Source organism: Flexivirga alba (assembly GCF_042661025.1).
In the GTDB taxonomy this organism is placed as follows: domain Bacteria; phylum Actinomycetota; class Actinomycetes; order Actinomycetales; family Dermatophilaceae; genus Flexivirga; species Flexivirga alba.
Window position 1 is genome coordinate 1,106,736 of the sequence record NZ_JBHSWH010000001.1, and the last position, 23,546, is coordinate 1,130,281.

The window sequence follows — 23,546 nt, forward strand, 5'->3', positions numbered from 1 at the left end:
GGGATATGCCTCTTAGCCGTCTGGAACGTCCCGGCCGGCACTGCATGCGAGGAGTCGCCGGGTGCGCACAACAAAACATTGGTGGATCGCGGTCGTGGTGGTGGCCGCCGTCGCGATCGCCGGCGGCAGCTGGTGGCTGCTCGCCGGCCGATCGAGCGGCACCGGCCAGCAGGCCGCAAGCACGACGAGCGTCACCCAGCCGGTGACCCTGGGCACAGTGAGCCGGACCGTGACGGTGTCCGGAACCTTCAACCCCACGCACGTCGCGAACCTCAACTTCGGCAGCAGCGGCACGGTCAGTGCCGTCGATGCGGTAGTCGGGCAGCAGGTCACCGCGGGCGACGCGCTCGCCACGGTCGACGCCACCTCACTGAAGGCGGAGGTGACCGCTGACCAGGCGAGCCTGACCGCCGCGCAGTCCCAGCTGACCACGGCCCAGGCCGCCTCCGACAGCACCCAGATCAGCGGCGCGAGCGCGCAGGTCACCGCAGCGCAGGCCAAGCTGACCTCGGCCCAGCAGGCGGTCACCGACGCGACGTTGCGCAGTACCATCACGGGCACGGTCGCGTCGGTCGACATTGCGGTCGGCGATCAGGTCAACGGGTCCGCCGGATCGGGATCGGGATCGGGCGGCTCCAGCGGCGGCACCGGAGGCGGCTCGGCCAATGCCTCCGCCGGGTCGGCCGGCAACAGCCAAACCGCCACGGGATCGTCGAGCACGTCGTCGGCCCAGGTGGTCGTGGTCGACACGTCGTCCTGGACGGTCAATGCGTCAGTCAGCGCCGCAGATCTCGCCGCGATCAAGAAGGGCCAGCAGGCGTCGGTTTCGGTGGCCACGTCGACGTCGGGGACCACCGGTCGGCAGGCGTTCGCCGGTGCAGGAGGCAAGACCGGATCAAGCGCCCAGACGGGCTCCGGCACCAGCGGCACGACGGGCAGCGGGACCGGCACGACCTCCGCGGCGCAATACACCGGCAAGGTGACCTCGATCGGGCTGATCGCGAGCACGAGCAGCAGCTCGGTGGCGACGTTCCCGGTGACCATCGTCCTCGACGGCACCCACACCGGTTTGTATGACGGCACGAGCGCCACCGCGGACATCGCGACCAGTCAGCAGGGCAACGTCTTGTCGGTGCCCACGGCCGCGATCAGCACGTCGAGCGCAGGAAAGCCGACGGTGACGGTGATGCAGGGCAAGTCGTCCAAGCAAGTGACGGTCACGGTCGGCGGGGTCTACGGCAGCCGCACCCAGATCCGCAGCGGCGTGTCCGCGGGTCAACTGGTCGTGGTTGCCTCGCGCAATGCGTTCGGCACCAAGTCCAGTGGCGGGTCGGGTACGACGGGCGGCGGTGGCTTCGGTGGCGGTTTCGGCGGCGGCGGCAGCGGCAACTTCCCGGGTCGCGGTGCCGGGGCCGGAGGCGGCCAGTGACCGTCGACGACACCGTCCAGAACCTCGTCCTGCGGGACGTGACCAAGGTCTACCGGACCGGTGACCTGGAGGTGCATGCGCTGCGCGGGGTGGACCTGGAGGTCGCCGAGGGTGACTTCGTGGCGATCATGGGGCCGTCCGGGTCCGGCAAGTCGACCCTGATGCACATCCTCGGTTGTCTCGACATACCCAGCGCCGGCACCTACGAGCTGGGCGGCTTGGACGTGTCGCAGATGACCGAGCGCAGCCTCGCCCAGGTCCGCAACGCGCGGATCGGTTTCGTCTTCCAGCAGTTCAACCTGCTGGCGTCGATGACCGCGTTGCGCAACGTCGAGCTGCCCCTTGTGTATGGCGGTGTGCCTCGCCAGGAGCGGCGCGACCGGGCGGCCGAGGCGTTGGGCCGGGTCGGCCTGGGCGACCGGCTCGACCACCGCCCGAACCAGCTGAGCGGTGGTCAGCAACAGCGGGTGAGCGTTGCACGGGCACTGGTCACCGAGCCGGACCTGATCCTGGCCGACGAGCCGACCGGCAACCTGGACTCGGTGGCCACCCGAGATGTGCTCGGCCTCTTCCAGGAGCTGCACTCGGCCGGGCACACGGTGTTGCTGATCACCCACGAGGCCGACGTCGCCGCGCAGGCGTCCCGCACCGTCCTCATCCGCGACGGCCGGATCTCCACCGGCGAGGTCGCCTGATGGGGCCACGGGAGACCCTGCGGACGGCATACGACGCGATCGGCCACCGGCGGCTGCGCTCGATCCTGACCGTCCTCGGCATCACCATCGGGATCGCCGCGGTGATGCTGACCGTCGGCCTCGGGCAGGGCGCCCAGCAACAGGTCGCCAGCCAGATCAACGCCCTCGGCACCAACCTGCTGGTCGTCTCACCGGGCAGCTCGACCTCCACCTCCGGGGTGCGCGCGGGGCGCGGCTCGGCGACGACACTGACGACCGTCGACGCGCAGACCCTGGCCGACTCGACGGTCGCTCCAGACATCGAGGCGGTCGCGCCGACGATGAGTGGCACGCAATCGCTGGCGGTCGGTGACACCAACTGGTCGACGTCGGTGGTCGGCACGACACCCAGCTGGCTGCAAGTGCGCGACCGGTCGGTTGCGCTCGGGCGGTTCCTCAGCGCCGACGACCAGGCCGATGCCGCCACGGTCACGGTGCTCGGATCGACGAGCGCCGAGCAGCTCTTCGGCGCCCGTAACCCCGTCGGGCAGACGGTGACGATCGGTTCGCAGAGTTTCACCGTGGTCGGCGAGCTGAAGTCCGCCGGGTCGACCTCGACCACCGACCAGGACGACACGGCGATCGTCCCCGAGACGACGTATGCCGCCCGCCTCGCCGGCTCCGGCTCGGCGAACCTGTCCGACATCTATGTACAGGCACGCAACTCGTCGGCGTTGTCGGCCGCCTATCAGGAGGCGACCAATGCGCTGGTGGCCGCGCACGGCGTGACGGCGTCGACCGCCGACTTCTCGGTGACCAGTCAGGCTTCGCTGGTCCAGACCGCGACCAGCACCGCCCACACCCTGACCGTCCTGCTCGGCGGCATCGCGGCAATCTCGTTGCTGGTCGGCGGGATCGGCGTCATGAACATCATGCTGGTGTCGGTCACCGAGCGGATCCGCGAGATCGGCCTGCGCAAGGCCCTGGGTGCGACGCCTGGCGTCATACGGGCCCAATTCCTCGCGGAGGCAAGCATTCTCGGCCTTGTCGGCGGCGGGCTCGGCATCATCATCGGGCTGATCGGGACACGGGTGCTGCCCAATGTCGTCGGGCAGCCGGTGAGCATCTCGGTGCAGGCCGCCCTACTGGCCCTGTTGGTCTCGGTGGTCGTCGGTGTCGTCGCCGGCGTCTACCCAGCATCCCGAGCCGCCCGGCTCGCGCCCATCGAAGCATTGCGAAGCGAGTGAAACATGTTGATCAACAAGAGTTTTGGTGCTGTCCTGGGCGCTGCCGGTGTCCTGCTGCTGGCCGGGTGCGGAGGCGGCGCGGCCACCGCGGTCTCATCACCGGCAGCTACCGGGACCGGGTCGGCGTCCGCGTCGGGTCCCGGCAACGGGCGCAGCGGCTTCCGCCAGCCGGGGGTGAGCGGGGTCATCGCGTCGCACACCGGCTCCACGGCCACGGTCAACTCCACCAGCGGTCAGTCCTCGACCGTCACCTGGACCTCGAGCACACCGATCGTCGAGCAACAGCCGGCGACGGCTGCGGCGATCGTCAACGGGTCGTGCGTCTCGATCCGCTCTGCGGGCACCGGATTCGGCGGGGGTCGAGGCGGTGCCGGGCGGCTGTCGGCCGGAGCCTCTGGGGTGCCGACCGGCGCCCGCCCGTCGGGCGCGCGGCGGTCTGGCAACTTCACGCTGCCGAGCAAGGTCACCGCGACAGCCGTCACCGTCCAGGCAGCCTCCGCATGCGGATCGTCCGGATCCGCTGCTGCCGGAGGTGGTTTCGGGGGCTTCAGCGGGAAGGTGTCCAAGCGCTCCTCCGGCGGGTTCACCCTGACGGTCACCGTGCGAGATCGGGCTGGCGGCTCCTCCGCAAGTCCGTCGAAACCAGCTGCATCGTCGCCGAAAGCGGTTGCGGTGACCACGGATTCGTCCACGACATACATCAAGGAGGTCAAGGGCTCCGCGGCCAGCCTGACGGCCGGGGAATGTATGACGGCGCTCGGCACGCAATCGGGCAGCGCGCTCGCGGCGCGGCAGATCGTCGTCTCACAGTCGGTCAACGGCACGTGTGACTCCGGCTTCGGCGGCCGCGGTGCCGGCGGCACGGGAGCGACCAATGGCTGACACCACGCGATCTCGCAAGGTGATCGGCTGGACCAGCGGTGGCCTGGTGGTGGCCGTCGTCGCGGCTGGTGGCTTCTATCTTGCACAGTCGGCAGCGGCCGGCAACGCCATCGACCGCAACTACCGGACTGCCGCGGCCACGACCGGATCGGTCAGCCAGCAAGTCGCACTCGCCGGCACCGTGCAACGCGTCAAGCAGGCCGCGGTCGGGTTCCCGGTGAGCGGCACGGTCGCCTCGGTGAGCGTCGCGGTCGGCCAGCGGGTCACCGCGGGTCAGAAGCTGGCCACCCTCGATCCGACGGCGCTGGACGTAGCGGTCGTGTCAGCGCAGGCGACCCTCGCCTCGGACCAGGCACAGCTGGTCAGCGCACAGCAGGGCACGACCGGCACCTCTTCCGCGAGCACGGGCACGGGCTCGACCTCGGCCGCATCGAGCGGCGGGCTCACCAGAAGCACTGGCACACACAACAATTCGACGGTCTCGCCATCGACTTCGTCCGGGCGATCGACAACGTCGGGCGCCGGGACCGACACGTCGTCGGACGCGTCCAGCAGCGAGCTGACCGCGCTGCGCTCCACGGCAGGCAAGCTGGACAACCAGCTGAAGACGTTGCGCACCGCAACCGCAGCCGAGCGGACCAGTTGCGCGCCGTTCGTGACCGCCGGTGGTTCGACGCCAACCGGCTCGGCATCACCGGGCCCCAGCTCGACCCGAACCGGTCGGCCGCGGTCCACGGCCGCGCCGAGTTCGACCGAGTCGCCGACTTCGACGCCGAGTCCCTCCTCGACGCAGACTCCAGGTCCGACCAGCAGCAGCACCGATTCGTCCTCGCCGAGCAGCAGCTCCAGCAGCTCGAGCGCCAGCTCGAGCTCCGCGCCGACGGTGACCGAGACGGTCACCGCGACCGTGACCGCGTCACCGCAGGCCCCGCAGGACCCCAAGGGCCTCGCCGCGTGCCTTGCCGACGTACGGACGCTGAGCACGGTGATGTCGGATGTCGGTAAGACGGTGACCACGCTCGACCAACAGCTCGGCAAGGTGTCGTCCGGCGGCTCCAAGGGTTCGACGGGCGGCAAGCCTGCCGGTGGCAGCGCCGGTGGATCAACGACCGGAGGGTCGTCGTCGACCGGTTCGCCCAGCCGGTCCGCGTCGACTCCGGCCGCGTTGACGAAGACGTCGCCCACCCCAACTGCGACCAGCGTCGCGACGACGACCAAGTCCGCCGGCACCTCGGGCGGGTCCGGCTCCACGGCGGGTGGCAAGGGCGGCACCAGCGTCCCGCAGCTCGAAGCGACGGTGGCACAGGACCAGCTGGCCCTGACCCAGGCGACGGCGATCAAGGCGCAGGGCACCCTGGTCGCACCCATCAGCGGCACGGTCGCCGCGGTCGGGCTCACCAAGGGCGGGTCCGCCACCTCCGCCGACACCGTCACGATCGTCGGTGCTGGGGCGGCTGCGGTGACGGTCGATGCGACGCTGGCCCAGCTTCCGCAACTCGCCGAGGGCCAGTCGGCGAAGGTCTCGGTGCCCGGCGCGAACGGCAGCGTCGACGGCTATGTCACCAACGTCGGCATCCTGGCCGGCTCGACAGGCACCTACCCGGTCACCATCCTGGTGGACTCGGCGCCGGGCGCCTTCGCGAGCGGGGCTCAGGCACAGACCTACGTGACCACCAAGTCGGTCAAGGACGTGGTTACTGTGCCCGTGTCGGCGCTGCAGGTCGTCGCGACCGATCGCGCTGCGGTGACAGTGATCTCGGGCGGCAAGGCCACCAGTCAGGTCGTCACGGTCGGCGCCGTCGGCGGCGGCGTCGCCCAGGTGAGCGGGCTGAAGGCGGGCTCGACAGTGGCACTGGCGAACCTGAAGGAGTCGCTGCCCAGCAGCGGCAGCACGAGCAGCGGGAGTGCGCTGACCGGCGGGTCCGCCTTCGCCGGCGGTGGGCTGAGCGGGGGCACCCGGCGCTTCGGCGGCTGACTCCCGTCAGGCGGACTGCGCGCCGTCCTTGTTGCGTATGACGACGCAGCAGTGGCCGGGCCGGGGTGCCAGTCGCGCGCAGTCCGGGTTCTCGCCGCGTGCCGACAGCACGCCGCGCAGCAGCGCGTGGTTGAGTCCGCACACCAACTCGACGTGACGCTGCGCGAGTTGGTGGAAGGGGCAGTTGCGCAGATCGATCTCCCCGTCGACGACCTCCGGCTCGTAGCCGCGCCGGCGGAGCGTGGTGAGTAGGTCTTCGCCGTCACGGGTCGCCTTGCTGCCCTCTTCGGTGGCTGCCGCGAGCAGCGCGTCCCGCACGGCACCGGACTCGTCCCCAGATACCGCGTCGGCGAGCAGTCCGGCCAGGACGGCATAGCTGCGCGGCGGGACGCTGACGGAGAGTTCGTCGTCGGTGCGCTGATAGAGCTTGGCGGGCCGCCCCGCACCCGGCCCGGTCTGCCCTTCCGGGCGGGCGTAGCTGGTGGCCAGCAGGCCGGCGTCGGCCAGCCGATCGAGGTGGTATGCCGCCAGGGTGCGGCTCACACCAGCGGCGTCTGCGGCGTTGTCGCGGCGGACGGGTGAGTCCTGGCCCGCGACATATTCGTACAACCGCCGACGAACGGGATCGGCCAAGGCGGACAGTCCCGCCATGGCATCCGGTGTCTCCTCGCTGTCGGTCATCACCGATAATCTATCATCAATCGATCTTGACAAACATCGGTCAGGCCGACATTCTAAAATCTTCATCATTGTTGATAGAGGAGACCGGGCATGGCTGTCCCGTTGACGCAGGAGTCGTTGCAGGAGCACCCGCGAGTCTGGGGCCAGGTGCGCAGCGTGCCGCCCGAGGCACCGGTGGACGGCATGGACCTGGTCGCGGCGGAGACCGCGGCGGCCGCCTTCTTGCAGGCGCTCGGCGTCGGACTCGAGTCGGAGCACTTGCGCGCCACCCCTCGCCGGATGGCGCGCGCCTGGGCCGAGATGCTCACGGCGCGACCGTTCGAGATGACGACCTTCCCCAACGAAGAGGGGTATGACGAGCTGGTGCTGGCGCGCGACATACCGTTCCGGTCGGTGTGCGAGCACCACCTGCTGCCGTTCACCGGGCGGGCATGTGTCGCCTACCTGCCGGGCGATCGCATCCTCGGTCTGTCCAAGCTGGCCCGCGTGGTCGAGCACTTCTCCTGCCGCCCGCAGACCCAGGAGCGGCTCACCAAGCAGGTCGCCGACCTGCTGCAGGAGGAGCTGGAGCCGCGGGCGGTCGGTGTCGTCATGTCCGCCGAGCACTCCTGTATGACGCTGCGCGGTGTGCAGGCAACGGGTTCGAGCACGGTCACCTCCAGCCTGCTGGGCGAGCTGCGGAACGACCCGCGCTCGCGCGCCGAATTCATGGCGCTGGCGGGTGTCAACCGCTGACCCGCGCACGACCGGGAGGTAGGTTGCGGAGATATGTCTGAGGCTGGCCGTGTTCATGGCCCACTCCCACTCACCGGTGCAGATCGACTGACCGAGGACGATCTGTTGCGGGCCTACCCGTGGCCGGGACCCGGGCGATGGGTCCGGGCGATGATGGTGACCACTCTTGACGGGGCGGCTGTCGGCCCCGACCGGCTGAGCGGCTCCGTGTCGTCGCCGGCCGACCAGTTGATCTTCAATGCGGTGCGCCGCGATGCCGATGCCGTGCTGATCGGCGCCGGGACGTTGCGTGCCGAGCACTACACGCCGATGCGGGCCAAGCCTGCCGACGCGTCACGACGGGAGACGGCCGGACAGTTGCCGGCTCCGGTGGTGGCCGTGGTGAGCGGGTCGCTCGACTTGCCCTGGGAGCTGCCGTTGTGGCACGAATCCACTTGCCAGCCAGTGGTATTCACCCGCACCGACGCCGACGCGGGACGCCTGGCGATGGCACGCGAGCACGCGGATTTGATCGTCCTGGAGCAGACCACTCCGAAGGCGATCATCGACGCACTGATCAAGCGGAAGCTTCCCCGCATCGTCTGCGAGGGTGGGCCGCACTTGTTGCGCGACTTGGTGGCTGCCGACCTGGTCGACGAGGCCGACATCACTGTCAGTCCGGTGTTCGCCGGGACCGCGCTGTCACCGGACACCTCTGCCCTGCCCCAGGTGACTGAGTTCCGGCTGGCTCATGCGCTGTATGGCGACGACACGATGATGATGCGCTACTTGGCGCAGGGCCGATGATCAGCCTCGCTGCGCTGGCCGAGCTCGCCCGCCGGTACGAAACCGAACTGTCCACTCCCGTCGCCCCCTGCAACTCGGCTCGCGGACGATCGACACCGATGAGCGGCCGGTCCTGATGGGCGTGGTCAATCTCTCGCGGGATTCGTCATACAGGGACAGCATTGCCGTGAGCACCGCGTCCGCCGTGCGCAAGGCCCGGGTGCAGCGGGCGGCCGGAGCGGACATCGTCGACGTGGGTGCGGAGTCCACCCGCGCCACGGCCGCGCGGGCCGATCTCGCCGAGCAGCAGGCGCTGCTGACGCCGGTGGTCGAGCAACTCACCGAGGTCGGCGTCCCGGTGTCCGTCGAGGCCTACCAGGAGCCGGTGGCCAGGGTCGGGCTCAAGGCCGGTGCCTGCCTGCTCAACCTCACCGGGTCCGATGACGACGACCGCATGTTCGCGCTGGCGGCCGAGCATCAGGCGACCGTCGTGCTGTGTCACGTGCTCGGTCCCAACGCCCGGGCGCTCACCGATGACGTCATCGACCCCGACCCGATTCCCCGCATGCTGGACGTCTTCGGGCAGCGGATCGACCGGGCCCGACAGCTCGGTGTCCCGAGCCTGGCCATCGACCCCGGCCTGGGCTTCGGCTTCCACCTCGACGACCAGCGGGCCCGCGCCCGCCACCAGGCCACCGCCCTGCTGCACACCTTTCGGCTGCGCCGGCTCGGTGTGCCGGTCTGTCACGCCCTGCCGCACGCGTTCGACATCTTCGAGGACCAGTACCGCAGCGGCGAGGGCTTCTTCGCCGTCCTCGCGCACTTGGGCGGCACCGGCGTCTACCGCACGCATGAAGTCCCCCTCGTGCACAGCGTGCTGGAGGCACTGCGCTTCTTCTCGACCGCTCCCGATCCCAGCTGACCCGAGCCAGCTGTAGGTTCCCGACCGCAGAGCGATCGTCTTGTGGCGATGCGGGACATATACAGAGTGCATTGAGATGGACGTACTATGGATGCATGGGTTCTCTGTTGCAGATCAGGAACGTGCCCGACGACGCGCGGCGCGCACTCAAGGCGCGGGCGGCTGCTCGAGGTGAGTCTCTGAATGCCTACCTGTTGAACTTGCTCGACCGGGAGATCGCTCGGCCAACGGTCGCTGAGGTGCTCGATCGCGCTGCTCGACGCAGCGAACGAGCCGCGGTTTCCGCCGTCGACGTGCTCGACGAGGCTCGTGCAGAGCGTGACGAACAGCTGCAGCAGGCGTCAACGAAGTGATTGTCGTGGACAGCGCCGCCGTCGTTGACGCGTTGACCGCGGTCGCCGGCAGCGACGCATTACGCGCGCGACTGGCAACTGACGAGCTGCATGCCCCCAGCCTGATCGACTTCGAGGTTGTCTCCGCACTCCGGGGACTCACCCTGGGAGGACACCTCAGCGTCACCCGCGCAGAGGACCTCCTCACCGACTTCGACGATCTGCCGGTGCAGCGCTGGCCATTCGCGCATGCCTTGCGAAGGCGCGCTTTCCACCTGAGAAACAACGTCTCGGCAGACGACGCCGCGTACGTCGCCCTGGCCGAAGCACTGGATTGCCCCCTGGTGACACGAGACGGCCGACTGGCCCGATCATCCGGACACCGCGCCCAGATAGAGGTCCGGTAGCCGATCGTCTACGGCATCGGCGCCGCCGATCACCTGATCGAAGTTACACACATGTAGTTATCCACCGCTTGTGGATAACTCTGTGGACAACGCGACTTCCATCGCGCGATCAGCCGTCTACCGCCCGAATCCGCGTCCGGCGCACCGCCGCGTGTCGACGCGTCGGCGATCGTGTTGCACGGGTCCTCACGCCTACCGAACCGCAGCGATGCGCGGTGCCCGACTCGGATGACGTCCGGTGCCGACGAGCCGGGTGACTGATCCACGTCGACGCTCTGCCTTCGCAGCAAAACCTCCGCCCGGCTTTGCGCCGATCAGCCGATCCGCGGCGAATCGCGCTCATCTGAGCAAGACGGCGCGTCCGATCGCCCAGATCGGGCGAATCTGGTTGCTACTGAACTAAATTCGAATCTCTGATGGCCTTAGGCGCCCCACGGGTCCCGAGCCCGCCGAAATCAGCGCCCGTATGCCGCGCAGAGCCCTGTGTAGGCACCGCGAGCAGCCAGCTCGTGATCCTCGACCTACCCGGCGGGGGTGGCTTGAACGCCGCGGGCGGCGGCGTCCGGGTGGCACGCAAAGCTGCGGGGTCAAAACCACTCGCCGTTCGGCAGCGAGGCACCCCCGGAATGCAAAACAGCGCCCCTCGGGGCGCTGAGTTACAAAGGTGTAGTTTTCCACCGACCTGTGGATAACCCTGTGGGTAAACCCAGGTCGGCGGCTACCGCCAACGAGTCGTCATACCGAAACCGACCAGGATCAACACGAAACCGATGGCCATGTTGCCCAGCCCGATGCCGGGGATCGGGTACTTCTCGCCGGTCAGGTAGTAGACGACCAGCCAGAACAAGCCGACCACCATGAGGGTGCACAGAGTCGGCACCCACCAGCCGGGGCTCGGCGCGTCGACCATCTTCGCGACGCGCTTCTCCTCGCGCTCGCGGTCCTCCTCCTTGCGGCGCGCGGCCTTCTCCTCCTTGGCGGCGGCCCTGTTGGCAGCCTTCTTGGCGGCGGCGTCCTCGTCGCCGGCGGGGACTGCAGACCTGTCGTCGGCGTTGTTCTCGGACGTGCTCACGGCATACTCCCAAAGCGAAATGTCAGAATTTGGTCAACACTATTTCACCTACCCCGTGCAACGGGGCGCGGAGACCCCCGAGGAGGCGCGACATGTGGCGACCATCAGCCGTGCTGAAGGCACCACGCAGTCGGTGGACGTATGCCGTGCCGGCGATCGGCGTCGCCGCCGGGCTGCTCTTCGGGGTCAGCGCGACCACGTCCCAGGGCAGCGACCTGCGGCCGGGGACCCGCGACCTGGTGCAGGTCGTGCAGGACGGCAACCGGCGGGTCGCCGGGCAGGCAGCCGACGTGGCGGGGCTGCAGTCGGACGTGAAGCGGCTCGGCATACGTGATGCTCCTGGCTCGTCAAAGTTGCGGTCGACGCAGAGCACCGCCGACGCCTACGCCGGCGACGCAGGGTTGACCAAAGCCACCGGCAAGGTCGTGACCGTCAGCCTGAACGACTCGACCCGCGACCCGTCGACGCTGCCGCAGGGCGCGAACCTCGACTGGCTGGTGGTGCACCAGCAGGACGTCCAAGCGGTGGTCAACGCACTCTGGGCCGGCGGGGCGAGCGCGATGATGCTGATGGACCAACGGGTCATCTCCACCTCGGCGGTGCGCTGCGTCGGCAACACCCTGCTGCTGCAAGGGCGGGTCTATTCGCCGCCGTTCGTCATCAAGGCGATGGGCGACCCCGCCACGCTGCGCAAGGCGCTGAACGACAGCCCGGCGGTCCAGAACTACCAGGCCTACGTGCCGCTGGCCGGTCTCGGGTATGACGTGCAGACCTCCGACAAGGAGACCTTCCCGGCATACCAGGGTGCACTCGATCTGAAATACGCAAAAGTCGGAAAGTGACGCAATGACAAAGATATTGGTGATCGACAACTACGACAGTTTCGTCTTCACCATCGTCGGCTACCTCCAGCAGCTCGGCGCCGAGACGACCGTCGTGCGCAACGACGCGATCACCGCCGCTGGCGGCGAGGGGTATGACGGCGTGCTCATCTCACCCGGACCCGGCACTCCCGAGGAGGCCGGCGTCTCCACCGCGATGATCGAGGCGTGCGCGCAGCGGGAGCAGCCGATGTTCGGGGTCTGCCTCGGGCACCAGGCCCTCGGCGTCGTGTATGGCGCCACGGTCGACCGCGCCCCGGAGTTGCTGCACGGCAAGACCTCCCGCATCGTGCACGAAGGGGTCGGCGTGCTCGAGGGGTTGCCGACGCCGTTCACCGCGACCCGCTATCACTCACTCGCGATCGAATCCGGCACCGTGCCCGACGAACTCGAGGTCACCGGCCGCACCGACTCCGGCGTCATCATGGCCATCCGGCACCGCACGTTGCCGCTGCACGGCGTGCAGTTCCACCCCGAGTCGGTGCTGACCGAGGGCGGACACCGCATGCTCGCCAACTGGCTGACGCTGTGTGGCATGCCGGACGCCATCGAGCGCTCCGCCGGGCTCGCGCCACTGGTGCATACCGCGCACAGCGCCTGATCGCGGCACTCGTCGGCCCCGGCAGGGTTGTCGCCCGCGTCAGTGCGGCAGCGGGATGCCGGTGTGGGTGGGTGACTCCGGCGGGGTGCTGGTCGGCGTCGAGCTCGGCGAAGTCGGCTTCGACGTGGGACTCGAGCTGGAGCTGGGCGTGGTGGACGTGCTGGCCGGCGGCGCAGGCGGCGTGATCGTCACGGTCGTCTGACTGGAGTAGGCACCCACGGTCAGGGTGACGGTGGAGTTCCTGTCCACGAGGTCGCCCTCCTTCGGCGAGACCTTCTGCACCTTGCCGCCCTGGTCCGGGCTGCTGACCGGAATCTGCTTGGTGACCCACTTCAGGTGGGCCTGCCGCAGCTCGAACTGCGCATCACCGGCCGCCTGGCCGAGCATCCCCTGCGGCACGTGCACTTTGCCGCTGCTGACGCTGAGCGTCACCTGCTGGCTCGGGTCGGCCATCGAGCCGACTCCCGGAATTGTCGAAACGACCTGCCCTGCAGCGAATTCCGAGTCGTCGACCTTCTTGCTGGCGACGGTGATGTTGGCGAAGCCTTGGTTCTTGAGCGCCTGTTCCGCCTCGGCGACGCTTTTGCCCGACACATCCGGGATGGACGCGAGTCCAGGCCCGTCACTGACGTTGAGCAGGATCTGGTCGGCCGGGTCGATCTTGGTCCCGCCGGTCGGGTCGGTGCTGGCGACATATCCCTTGGTGACGTCGCTCTTGACCAGGGCGACTTTGACGTTCTTGAAGCCACGGTCGGTCATGATCCGCTTGGCCTCGGCCTCCGTGTGTTGCACCACGTTGGGCACCGCGGCCGTCGCGGTCTTGTTGTTGCCGTTCATCACCAGATAGCCGATGCCGAGGATCGCCAGCAGCGCGATGACACCGGCGACGACCCACAGACCGGTCAGCCGGCGTTGCGGCTCCTTGTCGTGGATCTCGCGGGTGTGGTCGCGGCGCGCCGGCGGAGGCGTCGGCGCCTGCGGTTCACGGTCCATGACGGACGGGGCGGCGGCCGCCGCAGCACTGATGACCGCCGTCGCACCGTCACTCAGCGGGGCACCGGTCCGGGCGGCCTGCAGGTCGGCACGGAAGTCCGCAGCGGTCTGATAGCGATCATCGCGTGCCTTGGCCAGCGAGTGCAGCGTGACGGCGTTCATCGCCTTGGGCACTGACGGCTCGTATGCCGAAGGCGGTTTCGGCGGGTCGGTGATGTGCTGGTAGACCAGCGCGACCGGCTCCCCGACGAAGGGTGTGCGACCGGTGAGCAGCTCGAAGAGCACGCAGCCGGCGGAGTAGAGGTCGGAGCGCGCGTCGACGGTCTCGCCCTGCGCCTGCTCCGGTGAGAGATAGCGCGCGGTGCCGACGACCGCCTGCGCGGAGGTCATCGTCGCACCCGTGTCGGCCAGCGCACGCGCGATGCCGAAGTCCATCACCTTGACGCTGCCGCCCTTGGTCAGCATCACGTTGGCCGGCTTGATGTCGCGGTGCACGATGCCCTTGTCGTGCGAATACTCCAGTGCCGACAGGATGCCCATCGTGATCCGGGCCGCCTCGTCGGAGGACAGCTTGTCCTCCTCGTTGAGGATCTCGCGCAGCGTCTGCCCGTCGACATACTCCATGACGATGTAGGGGACGTCGATGGTCGCGCCACCGGTCTCGGTGAAGGTGTCCTCGCCCGAGTCGTAGACCGCCACGATCGAGTGGTGTGACAGCCCGGCGGCCGAGTGCGCCTCGCGCCGGAAGCGGGTCAGGAACGTGCTGTCCCTCGCGAGGTCGGCGCGCAGGATCTTGATCGCCACGGTCCGGCCGAGGCGGGTGTCGTGTCCGAGATGCACCTCCGCCATACCACCGCGGCCGATGAGTTCACCGATCTCGTAGCGACCGCCCAAGATGCGTGGCAGTCCGTCGGTCACGATGAAGCCTCCGGGCTGTAGGTCACGATCGGTTGGTTGAACGGGCCGCTGTCGGGCGCGGCGGGCACCTTCGGGCCGCCACCCTGCGTCGCCAGTATGACGCCCACCACGATCGCGATGATCACCACGGCGAGGATCCCACCGCCGATCAGCAGCAGTTTGTTGCGGGAGCCGTCGGGTTGGGCGATCGCCTGGCTGCCGGATGAACCACTTGATCCCGCGACCGGCTGCGACCGCGAAGACGTGGTTTGCGGCCCGGACTTGCCGAGCTTGCGTTTCGCGCTGCTCGTCTTCGGTTGCCCACCCGATTTCAGGCCGGTTTGCGGACCGGACGAAGTCCCGGACTGTGGGCCGGAGGATCCGCTCGGCCGGACCGGGCCGCCCAGACGGGGTGCGGGAGTCCAGATGTTCAGGCCCATCTGCTCACTGTCGGCGACGGCCTGGCGCAGCGCCCGGCCATACTCCTGCGCGGAGCTGGGCCGAGCCTCCGGGTCCTTCTCGAGTGCGACGTGCACGACGGCGCGCATCGGCGCCGGCACCTCCGCCGGCAACGGTGGCGGCTGCTCGTTGACGTGCGCCAAAGCGAGGGCGACCGCACTGTCAGCGGTGAACGGCCTTCTGCCGCCGAGCATTTCGTAGGTGACGACTGCAAGGGAGTAAACGTCGGTCAGCGCCGTCGTCTCCCGACCCATGGCCGCTTCGGGGGCGAGGTACTGGGCGGTGCCCATCACCTCACCGGTCTTTGTCATGGCCACCGAGCCGACCGCGCGGGCGATGCCGAAGTCGGTCAGCTTCACCACGCCGTCGGGGGTGACCAGCATGTTGGCCGGCTTCACGTCGCGGTGGATCAGCCCGGCCCGGTGCGCGGCGTGCAATGCCGCGGCCGCCTGGCCGATCAGGTTCGCGGTGTCGGCCGCCGAGATCGGACCCCGCTCGTGCAGGATCGAGGACAACGGCTTGCCCGGCACGAACTCCATCACCAGATAGGCGAGATTGCCGTCCTCGCCGTAGTCGTAGACCTGCGCGATGTTTCCGTGCGCCAGCGCCGCGGACAGCCGGGCCTCGTTCCGGAACCGCTCAGTGAAGCCCTCCTCGTCGGTGAGCCCCTCCTTGAGCAGCTTGATCGCAACGATGCGCCCCAGGATCTCGTCACGGGCCTGCCACACCTCGCCCATGCCGCCGGCCGCGATGCGACTGGTCAGCCGATAGCGACCTCCCATCAGGTCCCCTGTGTCGCTCATACCGATCCCCTCGTTCCTCGGGTGTCGGTGTTTGCCCTGAGCCTGATTGTTCGCTCGCTGCGCTCGCTCATTTCCCGATCACCGCTTCCATCACCTGCTTGGCGATCGGTGCTGCCACCAGACCGCCACTCGCTTCCTGTCCGACCGTTCCGCCGTTCTCGACGAGCACCGCAACGGCCACCTTCGGGTTGTCCGCGGGCGCGAACCCGGTGAACCACACATCGGCGTTGCGGCCCTGGCCGTGCTCGGCCGTGCCCGTCTTTCCTGCCACCTTGATGCCTGGAATGGCCGCATTGGTTCCCGTGCCCTGGCTCACGACCGACTCCATCATGTCCGTGAGCGTCGTGGCGGTGCCTGCGGAGACGGGGTTGGAGAACACCTTGGAGTCCGTGGTCTGGATGACGTCGAGGTTCTTGTCGCGCACCGATTGCACGAGGTATGGCGTCATCTCCTTGCCGCCGTTGGCGATCGCCGCACTGACCATCGCCATCTGCAGCGGGGTGGCGCGCACGTCGTACTGACCGATGGCCGACTGGGCCAGTTGCGGCTGGTTCAGCTGACTGGGGAAGACGCTCGGCGTGACCGACATCGGGATCGACAACGACTTACCGAAGCCGAACTTCGTCGCCATACTCCGCACGCTGTCCTGGCCGAGGCTCATGCCCAGCGACGCGAAGGCCGTGTTGCAGCTGATCGTCAGGGCGCGCTTCAGGGTGACCTTGTCGTTCGCGCCACAGTTGCCCGGGAAGTCGTTGGGCAGGTAGCTGTTGGTGCCGGGCAGCCGCAGCTTCGCCGGACCGGGCAGCGTCGAATCGGACTGGTACTTACCGGATTCGAGCGCCGCTGCGGCGTCCACCAGCTTGAAGGTCGAGCCCGGCGGGTAGAGGTTGCCGTTGATGGCTCGGTTGAGCAGCGGCTGGTCGGGATCCTTGGACAGCTGCGCGAACGACGACTGCACCTTGTTCAGGTCGTGGCTGGCCAGCTTGTTCGGGTCGTATGACGGGCTGGTGACCATGGCCAGGATCGCGCCGGTCTTCGGGTCGAGCGCGACGACTGCACCCCTCTGGTTGCCCAGCGCCTTGGCGGCGGCTTGCTGCGCCTTGGCGTTGATCGTCAGCTGCACGCTGGCGCCCTGCGCGGACTGGCCGGTGACGATGTCGATGAGCCGGCGGTAGAAGAGCTTGTCGGAGCTGCCGTTGAGGAAGTCGCCCTCGGACCGCTCGATGCCGGTGCTGCCGTAGGTGAAGGAGAAGTAGCCGGTCACGTCGGCATACAGCGAACCCTGCGGGTAGGAGCGCAACCACTTGAACTGGTCGTCGGTCTTCTTGGACACAGCGACCGCCGAGCCACCGACGAGGATCGACCCGCGCTCCTTGCTGTATGACGCGAGCAGGGTGCGCCGGTTGCCGGCCCGGTCGTCCAGGCTGCGGGCCTGCACGAACTGGATCAGCGTGGTCGCGACCAGCAACGCACAGAACATTGCGGCGACCACCAGGCCGAGGCGGCGGATGGGCGCATTCATCGGGTTTTCACGACCCAAGCGGATCGAGTAGCGACGAAGGAGCGTATCGAGATCAAGAGTTGTGTCATCTCGTTTTCACCACTTGGGTGTCGTCGGAGCCGAGGTTCTCGGGTCGGTCCTCGGAGGTGGGCCGACGGGCGTGATCACTGATGCGCAGCAGGATCGCGATGATCACCCAGTTGGCCAGCAGTGAGGAACCGCCCGCGGACAGGAACGGGGTGGTCAGGCCGGTCAGCGGGATCACCCGGGTGACACCGCCGACGACGACGAAGACCTGCAACGCCATCGAGAACGCCAGGCCGGTGGCCAGCAGCTTGCCGAAGCCGTCACGGGAGGCGACGCCGGTGCGCAGGCCGCGCTCGACGATCAGGCCGTAGAGCACCAGGATCGCGCACAGCCCGACCAGGCCGAGCTCCTCACCGAACGACGGGATGATGAAGTCGCTGTTGGCGAAGTAGGTCAGCTCCGGATGGCCCTGCCCGAGGCCGGTGCCGAACATGCCGCCGGCCGCCATACCCATCAAACCCTTGGCGATCTGGTCGGACAGTCCCGGCTGGAAAGGGTCCAGCCACAACGACACCCGCTCCTGGAAGTGTGCGAACAACAGGTAGGCGACGTAGGTGCCGGCCAAGAAGAGGCCGAGCCCGATGACGATCCAGGAACGGCGTTCGGTCGCGACGTAGAGCATGCCGACGAAGAGCCCGAAGAACAGCAGTGAGGTGCCGAGGTCGGACTCGAAGACCAGCACACCGAGCGAGGCGATCCAGGCGATCAGGATCGGACCCATGTCGCGGGCCCGGGGCAACGGCAGGCCGAGCACCCGGCGGCCGACCAGGGACAGTGCGTCACGGGTCTGCACGAGGTAGCTGGCGAAGAAGATCGTGATCAGGATCTTGGCGATCTCACTGGGCTGGAAGGAGAAGCCGCCCACGACGATCCATACGCGAGAACCGTTGATGTTGCGGCCGATTCCCGGCATCAGGGGCGTGAGCAGCAGGATGAATCCGGCCAGTCCGAAGATGAAGGTGTAGCGCCGCAGCCGACGGTGGTCGGGCACGAAGAAGATCAGCGCGACCGCGGCCGCGGCACCAACGGCGGTCCACATCAGTTGTTTCGGTGCGGCATGTGGGGAGCCCGGCGCCAGGTCGATGCGGTGGATCATCACCAGCCCGAGGCCGTTGAGCAGGGTGACGATCGGCAGCAACACGGGGTCGGCGTATGCCGCCTTCCAGCGCAGCGCCAGATGGAAGACGAACGAGACGACGGCGAAGCCGCCGCCGAGGGTGTAGAAGTCGACCGGGAGCGAATTGTTAACTGCTAGACCGACATTGGCGTAGGCGACCAGCACGATCGCAACAGCAACCACCAGCAACACCAGCTCGGTGTTGCGGCGGGTCTTGGGTGCCGCGATCTTGGTCTTCACTTAGCAGGTGCTTCCGTCGGCGACCTGCGCCTGGCAGGTGACCATGTCCGAGCGGAGGTTCTCGACGATGCTGATCGCAGCTTCCTTGCTGCCCGCGGTCATGCTGCCCGCGGCGACCTTGTCACGGTCGTAGCTGGGCAGGTCGGCAACCCAGATATCGCTAACGGTGTTGACGGAGTGCAGCTTGATTGGGCCGAGATTCTGCGAAATCCCCTGGTAGATGGTCACTTTGCCGTCGTGCTCGGTGAGGTAGTACTGCCGCTGCGTTGCGGCATACCCGAAGATGCCGATGACGGCGAGCACTGCCACGACGAGTATGGCGAACAGGATCCGGCGCAACCAGGCGAAGCGGCGCGGCCCCTCCTCGGCGAGCACCGGCAGCTCTTCGTCATCGTCGTCCGCAGGCGCGGGGGTGTTGGCGGCGCGACGCAGCGCCGCTGCCTTCGCCGCGGGGCTGGTCGGCGCGTCCGCCACGTCGGAGGAGACGTCGTGGGCCGCGGCGGCGCCGACGATCTGCGGGGTGGTCGAGGTCGGCACGTCGTCATCGCCATCGACAACATCCGCGACGACGACGGTGACGTTGTCGCGGGTAGCGGCCTTGAGGGCGATCGCGATGAGCGCCTCGGCGATCTGCGCGGGGGTTCCGTCGCCGGTGACGATCTGCTCGATGGTCGGCCCCGCGACGTAGTCGGGCAGGCCGTCGGAGCACAGCAGCAACCGGTCGCCGGGCTTGGCCTCGCGCAGCGACAGGTCCGGCTCGTCGTCCTCGCGGCCGGTCAGCACCCGGGTCACCAGGGAGCGTTGCGGGTGATGCTCCGCCTCCTCGGCGGTGATGCGGCCCTCGTCCAGGAGGGTCTGCACGAAGCTGTGGTCCTTGGTGATCTGGCTGAAGACACCGTCCCGGACCAGGTAGGCACGCGAGTCGCCAATGTTGGCCAGTGCCAACATGTTTCCGCTGCGCAGGAACGCGATGAGCGTGGTGCCCATGCCTTCGAGCTCGGCGTCGTCGTCCATCTCCGCGCGTAGTCGTGCGTTTGCGTTGTGCACCGCCGTCGCCAGCCGACGCAGGGCCTCGTCGCTGGCGAAGGAGGCACCGTCAAGGTCGATCAACTCGGCGACGACGGTCGAGCTGGCCATGTCCCCGGCAGCGTGCCCGCCCATGCCGTCGGCCAGCACGAGCAGATCGGGCCCGGCATACCCGGAATCCTCGTTGCGGCTCTTGCTGCCGAGACCGATGTCGGTGCGAGCGGCATACCGCAGGGAGATCGACATGGGGGCCGTTACTTCCTGACCTCGAGGACGGTCTGGCCGATCCGCACGCGGGAGCCTTCGGACAACGCCATACCTTGCCCGATGCGTTCTTCGCCGACGTAGGTGCCGTTGGTCGAGCCGAGGTCGTCGATCATCCAGCTGTCGCCGCTGGCATAGATGCGGGCGTGCCGGCCGCTGGCGAAGTCGTCGGAGAGCACCAGTGTGCACTCCGGATTGCGGCCGATGAGCACGCCGTTCTCGGTCAGCGGGATGCTGCCGCCGCGCATCGGCCCCTCGATGATCGCCAGCCGGGTCGGCCCACGCCGGACCGCCTTCGCGGGGCGTTGCGGCGCAGCCGGGGTGCTGCGGCGGTCGGTGGACCGGGTCGCGACGTGCGTGCCGTAGAGGTCGCCGCGCAGCACGCTGACGATGCTGAAGATGAACGCCCAGAGCAGCGCCAGCAACCCGAGACGGATTGCCGTGAGAGTGAGTTCGCTCACCGGGTCCCGCCTTCGTGCACGATCAGGTGCGTGCGTCCGATGGTGATGCGGTCGCCCTCGCTCAGGTGCATCGTCCCGATCGGGTCGCCGTTGACGAACGTGCCGTTGGTCGAGCCGAGGTCACGGATGGTGATCACCTGGTGCGGGCCGTCGTAGGTGACGCGAATCTCGCTGTGCCGCCGTGAGATTCCCGGGTCGTCGAGCAGTATGTCGGCGTCGTCGTCACGGCCGATGACGGTGATCGCGCCGAGCATCGGGTAGCGGTCGCCGTCGACGTCCAGCCACGGTCGCTGCCGCAACTTGCGCGGCGCAGCAGGAGAAGGCCGGTAGTCGTCGCGGCCCGCTGAGGTGGCCGAGGAGCCGGAGGAGCGAAGCGGGGCGCCGGGTCGAGTGCCGGGGGAGCGAAGCGGAGGAGGTGTATCGAGACCAGGCGTCTCGAGGTCCCGAGGCCGCTGTCGACTCGCAGCCGGCGGTGGCTCATACCCCCGCGGCGCTCGCGGGTCGTCGACATCACGGGCTGGCGGCATACGTTCCGGCATACGGCGCATGTTCGGCTGCACCTGGCGCGCGGTCGACGGACGCAGCCGGAAGACACCGGTCTCCAGGCTCTCGTCCTCGCTGAACTGCACGCTGACCGGGCCGCCGGGCTGATAACGCTGGCTCTCGGCGTGCTCGGACGCGGTCGCGATCAGGTCGTCGGCCAGGTCGTCCTCGTGCTCGGTGACCAGGCCTTCGTAGTCGGTGGTCGACAGCTCGACCACGAAGAGATTGGGCACGACGGACCGCTTGCCCTTGCCGGCGCTGACCGCCCTGTCATCCATCGCGCGGCGCATGGCGCTGGCGATCTCGACGGGCTGGACCTCGGCCCGGAAGGCTTTGGCGAAGACGCCGTTGACGCCGCGCTCGATGCTGCGTTCCAGTTTGTCGAAGATGCCCACGTCTCGCCTCCTTGGTCCGGGTTGTGCGGGATCGGTTTTCCACGGCGCCCGTGCCGCGCACGCCATGGTAACTGTGTGGCGTATGACGCTTCGGCATACGCGCTGGGATCCTTCTGAATCGACCGAGGCCCGGACGGCGACGACCTACGGAAGGGAGCCCGGCCCGCCGCGATCTCGCCGATTTGGCGTTCTGGCGCCATACAGGGCAAACTGGTCCGGCACTCGCGCGAGTGGCGGAACGGCAGACGCGCTGGCTTCAGGTGCCAGTGTCCGAAAGGGCGTGGGGGTTCAAATCCCCCTCGCGCACAGATGAAGTAAGGCCCCGACAGGTTCATCGTCGGGGCCTTACTTCATCTGTATCGGCGTAATGGATGTCGGGACTTTTTGTATGCCGGGCCGAAACCACCGCCTGTCGGTGATCGGGGGTTCAATCGAAGGACCACGGCAGAAGCAGGGAGAGCGGCGGGATGAGCGAGGTGTTCCTGGGCGGCTACCCCGCCAAGAAGTGCCCGCGAGTGGTGCACAACGAGAACGCCCCGGGCACGGTCGCGGTGGAGTTGCCCGTGCCCGCTCACCTGCAGATCCTCTTCGACGAGGGCCGGGCCTTCCAGGACGAGGTCGTCGAGGTCCTGCGGGATGTCCTGGGCGGCGGCGGCACGTTCCTCGATGCCGACGCGTCCTGGGCGGCGACGATCGACGCCACTCTGACGGCGATGGGCCGCGGCGATCCGGCGATCGTCGGGGGTCGGCTGCCGGACATCGCGGCACGCCGTGGGGCGCCGGATCTGCTCGTGCGCGCTGGGGCGGAGGACCGGCCGTCATACCTGCCGGTCGACATCAAGCACCATCACACCTTGAGCGCTTCGAAGACCAAGCAGCTCACCTACTCCCCGATCGACACACCGATGCGGTGGGAGTCGGCCGATGCCGTGTGCAATCGCGGTGGCCACTGGCGCGATGACGTCATGCAGCTGGCGCACTACACGCGAATGCTGCAGGACCTTGGCTTCCACCCCGGCGAGGAGTGGCTCCACGGCGGCATCCTCGGCACCGATTCGTATGACGGTCTGACGCTCCATGGTTGCGGGATCACCTGGTACGACCTGACCGAAGCCGGCGAGCGGACCTTCTCGGCCACGACCGAGTCGGGACGCCGAATGCGTTCGCCGCTGGAGCGCTACGACCACGAGTTCGGCTTCCGGGTCGAGGTCGCGCAGGCCGCCCGTGACGGTCGGGAGCTGGTGCGTCCGATCGGCACCGACGAGTGCTTCGACTGCGTGTGGGCGCAGCAGTGCGAGCAGGTCGTCGGCCCCGACGACGCCGGGTTCGCGCTGCGCCACGGGCGACTGCGGACCCGTGAGTGGCAATACCTCGCATCGCGTGGCGTGACCACGCTGGCTGATCTGGCGGCCCTGGAGATCGACGCCGACCTGCTGGACGGCTTCGCACGCAATGCCGCCAGTCGGCAGGGCGCCGCTGCGGCGGAGAAGGCGCTGCGCGCTGCCGTCACCAAGGCCGACCTGACGCTGCGAGGTGTCGACATCGAGCCGAGCGGCGACGCCGGAGCCTGGCCGGAGGTCCCGACCGCCGACGTCGAGATCGACTTCGACATCGAGTGGGATCGCGCGGGCCGGATCTACCAATACGGACTGCGGGTCCGGCACGGCACCGACGAGACCACCGCGCGCTACGAACCCGTCGTGTCCTTCGAGCCGTTGGACGTGGCCAGCGAGGTCGCGCTCGCGGAGCAGGCGGCCGACCGGTTCGCGGCGCTCATCGCCGACGCCGAGCTGCGCGGGCGCAGGCTGATGATCTTCCACTGGTCAGGGGTAGAGGTGTCGCGCACGCGGAAGTTTCCCCGGCTGGCTGCCCTGTTGGAGGGCAGGACCGTCGACCTGCTCGCCTGGGCCAGCACCGAGTTCGTCGCCCGAAAGTCGTTCTCCATCAAGGACGTTGCGCCGATCTTCGGATTCGAGTGGGGCGTCGACGACGCCGGCGGCTTCTCGTCGATGGACAAGATCGAGCATGCCCGCGGCACCGGTCCCGACGCCGCAGCAGCACGCACCTGGTGCCTGGACTACAACGAGTCCGACGTCGCCGCGCAGGCCGCGATCCGGGACGGGCTGCGAGCACGAGGCTGAGCAGCGGCCTATTGGA

General features: G+C 68.4%; 22 protein-coding genes and 1 tRNA gene. 14 read left to right on the plus strand and 9 right to left on the minus strand.

Annotation, left to right across the window (positions count from 1 at the left end; translation table 11 throughout):
• Nucleotides 1-61 precede the first annotated feature (61 nt).
• The 5 genes from ACFQDH_RS05430 to ACFQDH_RS05450 are packed head-to-tail and all read left to right on the plus strand — an operon-like array spanning nt 62 to nt 6,207.
• Nucleotides 62-1,429: an efflux RND transporter periplasmic adaptor subunit gene (locus tag ACFQDH_RS05430; RefSeq protein ID WP_382399207.1), complete on the plus strand. Its 1,368-nt coding sequence runs from the start codon at nt 62-64 to the stop codon at nt 1,427-1,429.
• Nucleotides 1,426-2,124, plus strand: coding sequence for an ABC transporter ATP-binding protein (locus ACFQDH_RS05435; protein WP_382399209.1), 699 nt, complete (start codon nt 1,426-1,428; stop codon nt 2,122-2,124). Before ACFQDH_RS05430 ends, ACFQDH_RS05435 begins: the two co-directional genes overlap by 4 nt.
• Nucleotides 2,124-3,350: an ABC transporter permease gene (locus ACFQDH_RS05440; RefSeq protein WP_382399211.1), complete on the plus strand. Its 1,227-nt coding sequence runs from the start codon at nt 2,124-2,126 to the stop codon at nt 3,348-3,350. Before ACFQDH_RS05435 ends, ACFQDH_RS05440 begins: the two co-directional genes overlap by 1 nt.
• A gap of 3 nt (nt 3,351-3,353) precedes the next feature.
• Nucleotides 3,354-4,232 (plus strand): hypothetical protein, encoded by an 879-nt coding sequence (locus tag ACFQDH_RS05445; RefSeq protein ID WP_382399213.1) that lies wholly within the window; start codon nt 3,354-3,356, stop codon nt 4,230-4,232.
• Complete coding sequence (locus ACFQDH_RS05450; protein WP_382399215.1) at nt 4,225-6,207, plus strand: HlyD family efflux transporter periplasmic adaptor subunit; 1,983 nt, start codon at nt 4,225-4,227, stop codon at nt 6,205-6,207. The genes ACFQDH_RS05445 and ACFQDH_RS05450 overlap by 8 nt, the downstream gene beginning before the upstream one ends.
• Nucleotides 6,208-6,213: 6 nt before the next feature.
• On the opposite strand, the gene ACFQDH_RS05455 is transcribed toward ACFQDH_RS05450, so the two are convergent.
• Nucleotides 6,214-6,888: a helix-turn-helix transcriptional regulator gene (locus ACFQDH_RS05455; protein ID WP_382399217.1), complete on the minus strand. Its 675-nt coding sequence runs from the start codon at nt 6,886-6,888 to the stop codon at nt 6,214-6,216.
• A 90-nt stretch (nt 6,889-6,978) separates the two neighbouring features.
• Between ACFQDH_RS05455 and folE the strand changes: the two genes are divergently transcribed.
• From folE to ACFQDH_RS05480, 5 genes are all read left to right on the plus strand, one after another.
• On the plus strand, nt 6,979-7,623 hold the full coding sequence (folE, locus tag ACFQDH_RS05460) for a GTP cyclohydrolase I FolE (RefSeq protein WP_465253873.1): 645 nt from the start codon (nt 6,979-6,981) through the stop codon (nt 7,621-7,623).
• A 33-nt stretch (nt 7,624-7,656) separates the two neighbouring features.
• Nucleotides 7,657-8,409: a dihydrofolate reductase family protein gene (locus ACFQDH_RS05465; RefSeq protein ID WP_382399219.1), complete on the plus strand. Its 753-nt coding sequence runs from the start codon at nt 7,657-7,659 to the stop codon at nt 8,407-8,409.
• A 115-nt stretch (nt 8,410-8,524) separates the two neighbouring features.
• A complete protein-coding gene (locus tag ACFQDH_RS05470) occupies nt 8,525-9,310 on the plus strand; it encodes a dihydropteroate synthase (RefSeq protein ID WP_382399221.1) in 786 nt (261 codons plus the stop codon).
• Between the two features lie 95 nt (nt 9,311-9,405).
• Nucleotides 9,406-9,663: a FitA-like ribbon-helix-helix domain-containing protein gene (locus ACFQDH_RS05475; protein ID WP_382399223.1), complete on the plus strand. Its 258-nt coding sequence runs from the start codon at nt 9,406-9,408 to the stop codon at nt 9,661-9,663.
• Nucleotides 9,664-9,668: 5 nt separating this feature from the next.
• Complete coding sequence (locus ACFQDH_RS05480) at nt 9,669-10,049, plus strand: type II toxin-antitoxin system VapC family toxin (protein WP_382399225.1); 381 nt, start codon at nt 9,669-9,671, stop codon at nt 10,047-10,049.
• A gap of 718 nt (nt 10,050-10,767) precedes the next feature.
• Here ACFQDH_RS05480 and ACFQDH_RS05485 read toward each other — a convergent pair.
• Nucleotides 10,768-11,121, minus strand: a complete 354-nt coding sequence (locus ACFQDH_RS05485) for a cell division protein CrgA (RefSeq protein ID WP_382399227.1) — start codon at nt 11,119-11,121, stop codon at nt 10,768-10,770.
• Nucleotides 11,122-11,213: 92 nt separating this feature from the next.
• Here ACFQDH_RS05485 and ACFQDH_RS05490 point away from each other — a divergent pair, with 92 nt between their 5' ends.
• Both ACFQDH_RS05490 and ACFQDH_RS05495 read left to right on the plus strand, forming a co-directional pair.
• Nucleotides 11,214-11,963, plus strand: a complete 750-nt coding sequence (locus ACFQDH_RS05490) for a DUF881 domain-containing protein (protein WP_382399229.1) — start codon at nt 11,214-11,216, stop codon at nt 11,961-11,963.
• Nucleotides 11,964-11,967: 4 nt separating this feature from the next.
• The gene (locus ACFQDH_RS05495; protein ID WP_382399231.1) at nt 11,968-12,603 is read left to right on the plus strand and encodes an aminodeoxychorismate/anthranilate synthase component II; all 636 of its coding nucleotides are present in this window, start codon (nt 11,968-11,970) and stop codon (nt 12,601-12,603) included.
• Between the two features lie 39 nt (nt 12,604-12,642).
• On the opposite strand, the gene pknB is transcribed toward ACFQDH_RS05495, so the two are convergent.
• The 7 genes from pknB to ACFQDH_RS05530 form a co-directional block, all read right to left on the minus strand.
• Nucleotides 12,643-14,514, minus strand: a complete 1,872-nt coding sequence (pknB, locus tag ACFQDH_RS05500) for a Stk1 family PASTA domain-containing Ser/Thr kinase (protein WP_382399233.1) — start codon at nt 14,512-14,514, stop codon at nt 12,643-12,645.
• The gene (locus ACFQDH_RS05505) at nt 14,511-15,755 is read right to left on the minus strand and encodes a protein kinase domain-containing protein (protein WP_382399235.1); all 1,245 of its coding nucleotides are present in this window, start codon (nt 15,753-15,755) and stop codon (nt 14,511-14,513) included. Before ACFQDH_RS05505 ends, pknB begins: the two co-directional genes overlap by 4 nt.
• 67 nt (nt 15,756-15,822) lie before the next feature.
• Nucleotides 15,823-17,277: a peptidoglycan D,D-transpeptidase FtsI family protein gene (locus ACFQDH_RS05510; protein WP_382399237.1), complete on the minus strand. Its 1,455-nt coding sequence runs from the start codon at nt 17,275-17,277 to the stop codon at nt 15,823-15,825.
• A gap of 64 nt (nt 17,278-17,341) precedes the next feature.
• A complete protein-coding gene (locus ACFQDH_RS05515) occupies nt 17,342-18,700 on the minus strand; it encodes an FtsW/RodA/SpoVE family cell cycle protein (protein WP_382399239.1) in 1,359 nt (452 codons plus the stop codon).
• On the minus strand, nt 18,701-19,972 hold the full coding sequence (locus tag ACFQDH_RS05520; protein ID WP_382399241.1) for a PP2C family protein-serine/threonine phosphatase: 1,272 nt from the start codon (nt 19,970-19,972) through the stop codon (nt 18,701-18,703).
• A gap of 8 nt (nt 19,973-19,980) precedes the next feature.
• On the minus strand, nt 19,981-20,451 hold the full coding sequence (locus ACFQDH_RS05525) for an FHA domain-containing protein FhaB/FipA (RefSeq protein ID WP_382399243.1): 471 nt from the start codon (nt 20,449-20,451) through the stop codon (nt 19,981-19,983).
• Nucleotides 20,448-21,389: an FhaA domain-containing protein gene (locus ACFQDH_RS05530; protein ID WP_382399245.1), complete on the minus strand. Its 942-nt coding sequence runs from the start codon at nt 21,387-21,389 to the stop codon at nt 20,448-20,450. Before ACFQDH_RS05530 ends, ACFQDH_RS05525 begins: the two co-directional genes overlap by 4 nt.
• Before the next feature lie 224 nt (nt 21,390-21,613).
• Between ACFQDH_RS05530 and ACFQDH_RS05535 the strand changes: the two genes are divergently transcribed.
• Nucleotides 21,614-21,695: transfer RNA gene (locus tag ACFQDH_RS05535), tRNA-Leu, on the plus strand.
• Between the two features lie 161 nt (nt 21,696-21,856).
• Nucleotides 21,857-23,530, plus strand: a complete 1,674-nt coding sequence (locus ACFQDH_RS05540; RefSeq protein WP_382399247.1) for a ribonuclease H-like domain-containing protein — start codon at nt 21,857-21,859, stop codon at nt 23,528-23,530.
• The last annotated feature ends 16 nt before the right edge of the window (nt 23,531-23,546 follow it).

Coding starts and splice junctions, on each gene's coding strand:
- ACFQDH_RS05440 (WP_382399211.1), top strand. CDS start 2,124: ATGGGGCCACGGGAGACCCTGCGGACGGCATACGACGCGATCGGCCAC.
- ACFQDH_RS05445 (WP_382399213.1), top strand. CDS start 3,354: ATGTTGATCAACAAGAGTTTTGGTGCTGTCCTGGGCGCTGCCGGTGTC.
- ACFQDH_RS05450 (WP_382399215.1), top strand. CDS start 4,225: ATGGCTGACACCACGCGATCTCGCAAGGTGATCGGCTGGACCAGCGGT.
- ACFQDH_RS05455 (WP_382399217.1), bottom strand. CDS start 6,888: ATGACCGACAGCGAGGAGACACCGGATGCCATGGCGGGACTGTCCGCC.
- folE (WP_465253873.1), top strand. CDS start 6,979: ATGGCTGTCCCGTTGACGCAGGAGTCGTTGCAGGAGCACCCGCGAGTC.
- ACFQDH_RS05465 (WP_382399219.1), top strand. CDS start 7,657: ATGTCTGAGGCTGGCCGTGTTCATGGCCCACTCCCACTCACCGGTGCA.
- ACFQDH_RS05470 (WP_382399221.1), top strand. CDS start 8,525: ATGGGCGTGGTCAATCTCTCGCGGGATTCGTCATACAGGGACAGCATT.
- ACFQDH_RS05475 (WP_382399223.1), top strand. CDS start 9,406: ATGGGTTCTCTGTTGCAGATCAGGAACGTGCCCGACGACGCGCGGCGC.
- ACFQDH_RS05490 (WP_382399229.1), top strand. CDS start 11,214: ATGTGGCGACCATCAGCCGTGCTGAAGGCACCACGCAGTCGGTGGACG.
- ACFQDH_RS05495 (WP_382399231.1), top strand. CDS start 11,968: ATGACAAAGATATTGGTGATCGACAACTACGACAGTTTCGTCTTCACC.
- ACFQDH_RS05505 (WP_382399235.1), bottom strand. CDS start 15,755: ATGAGCGACACAGGGGACCTGATGGGAGGTCGCTATCGGCTGACCAGT.
- ACFQDH_RS05510 (WP_382399237.1), bottom strand. CDS start 17,277: ATGAATGCGCCCATCCGCCGCCTCGGCCTGGTGGTCGCCGCAATGTTC.
- ACFQDH_RS05520 (WP_382399241.1), bottom strand. CDS start 19,972: ATGTCGATCTCCCTGCGGTATGCCGCTCGCACCGACATCGGTCTCGGC.
- ACFQDH_RS05540 (WP_382399247.1), top strand. CDS start 21,857: ATGAGCGAGGTGTTCCTGGGCGGCTACCCCGCCAAGAAGTGCCCGCGA.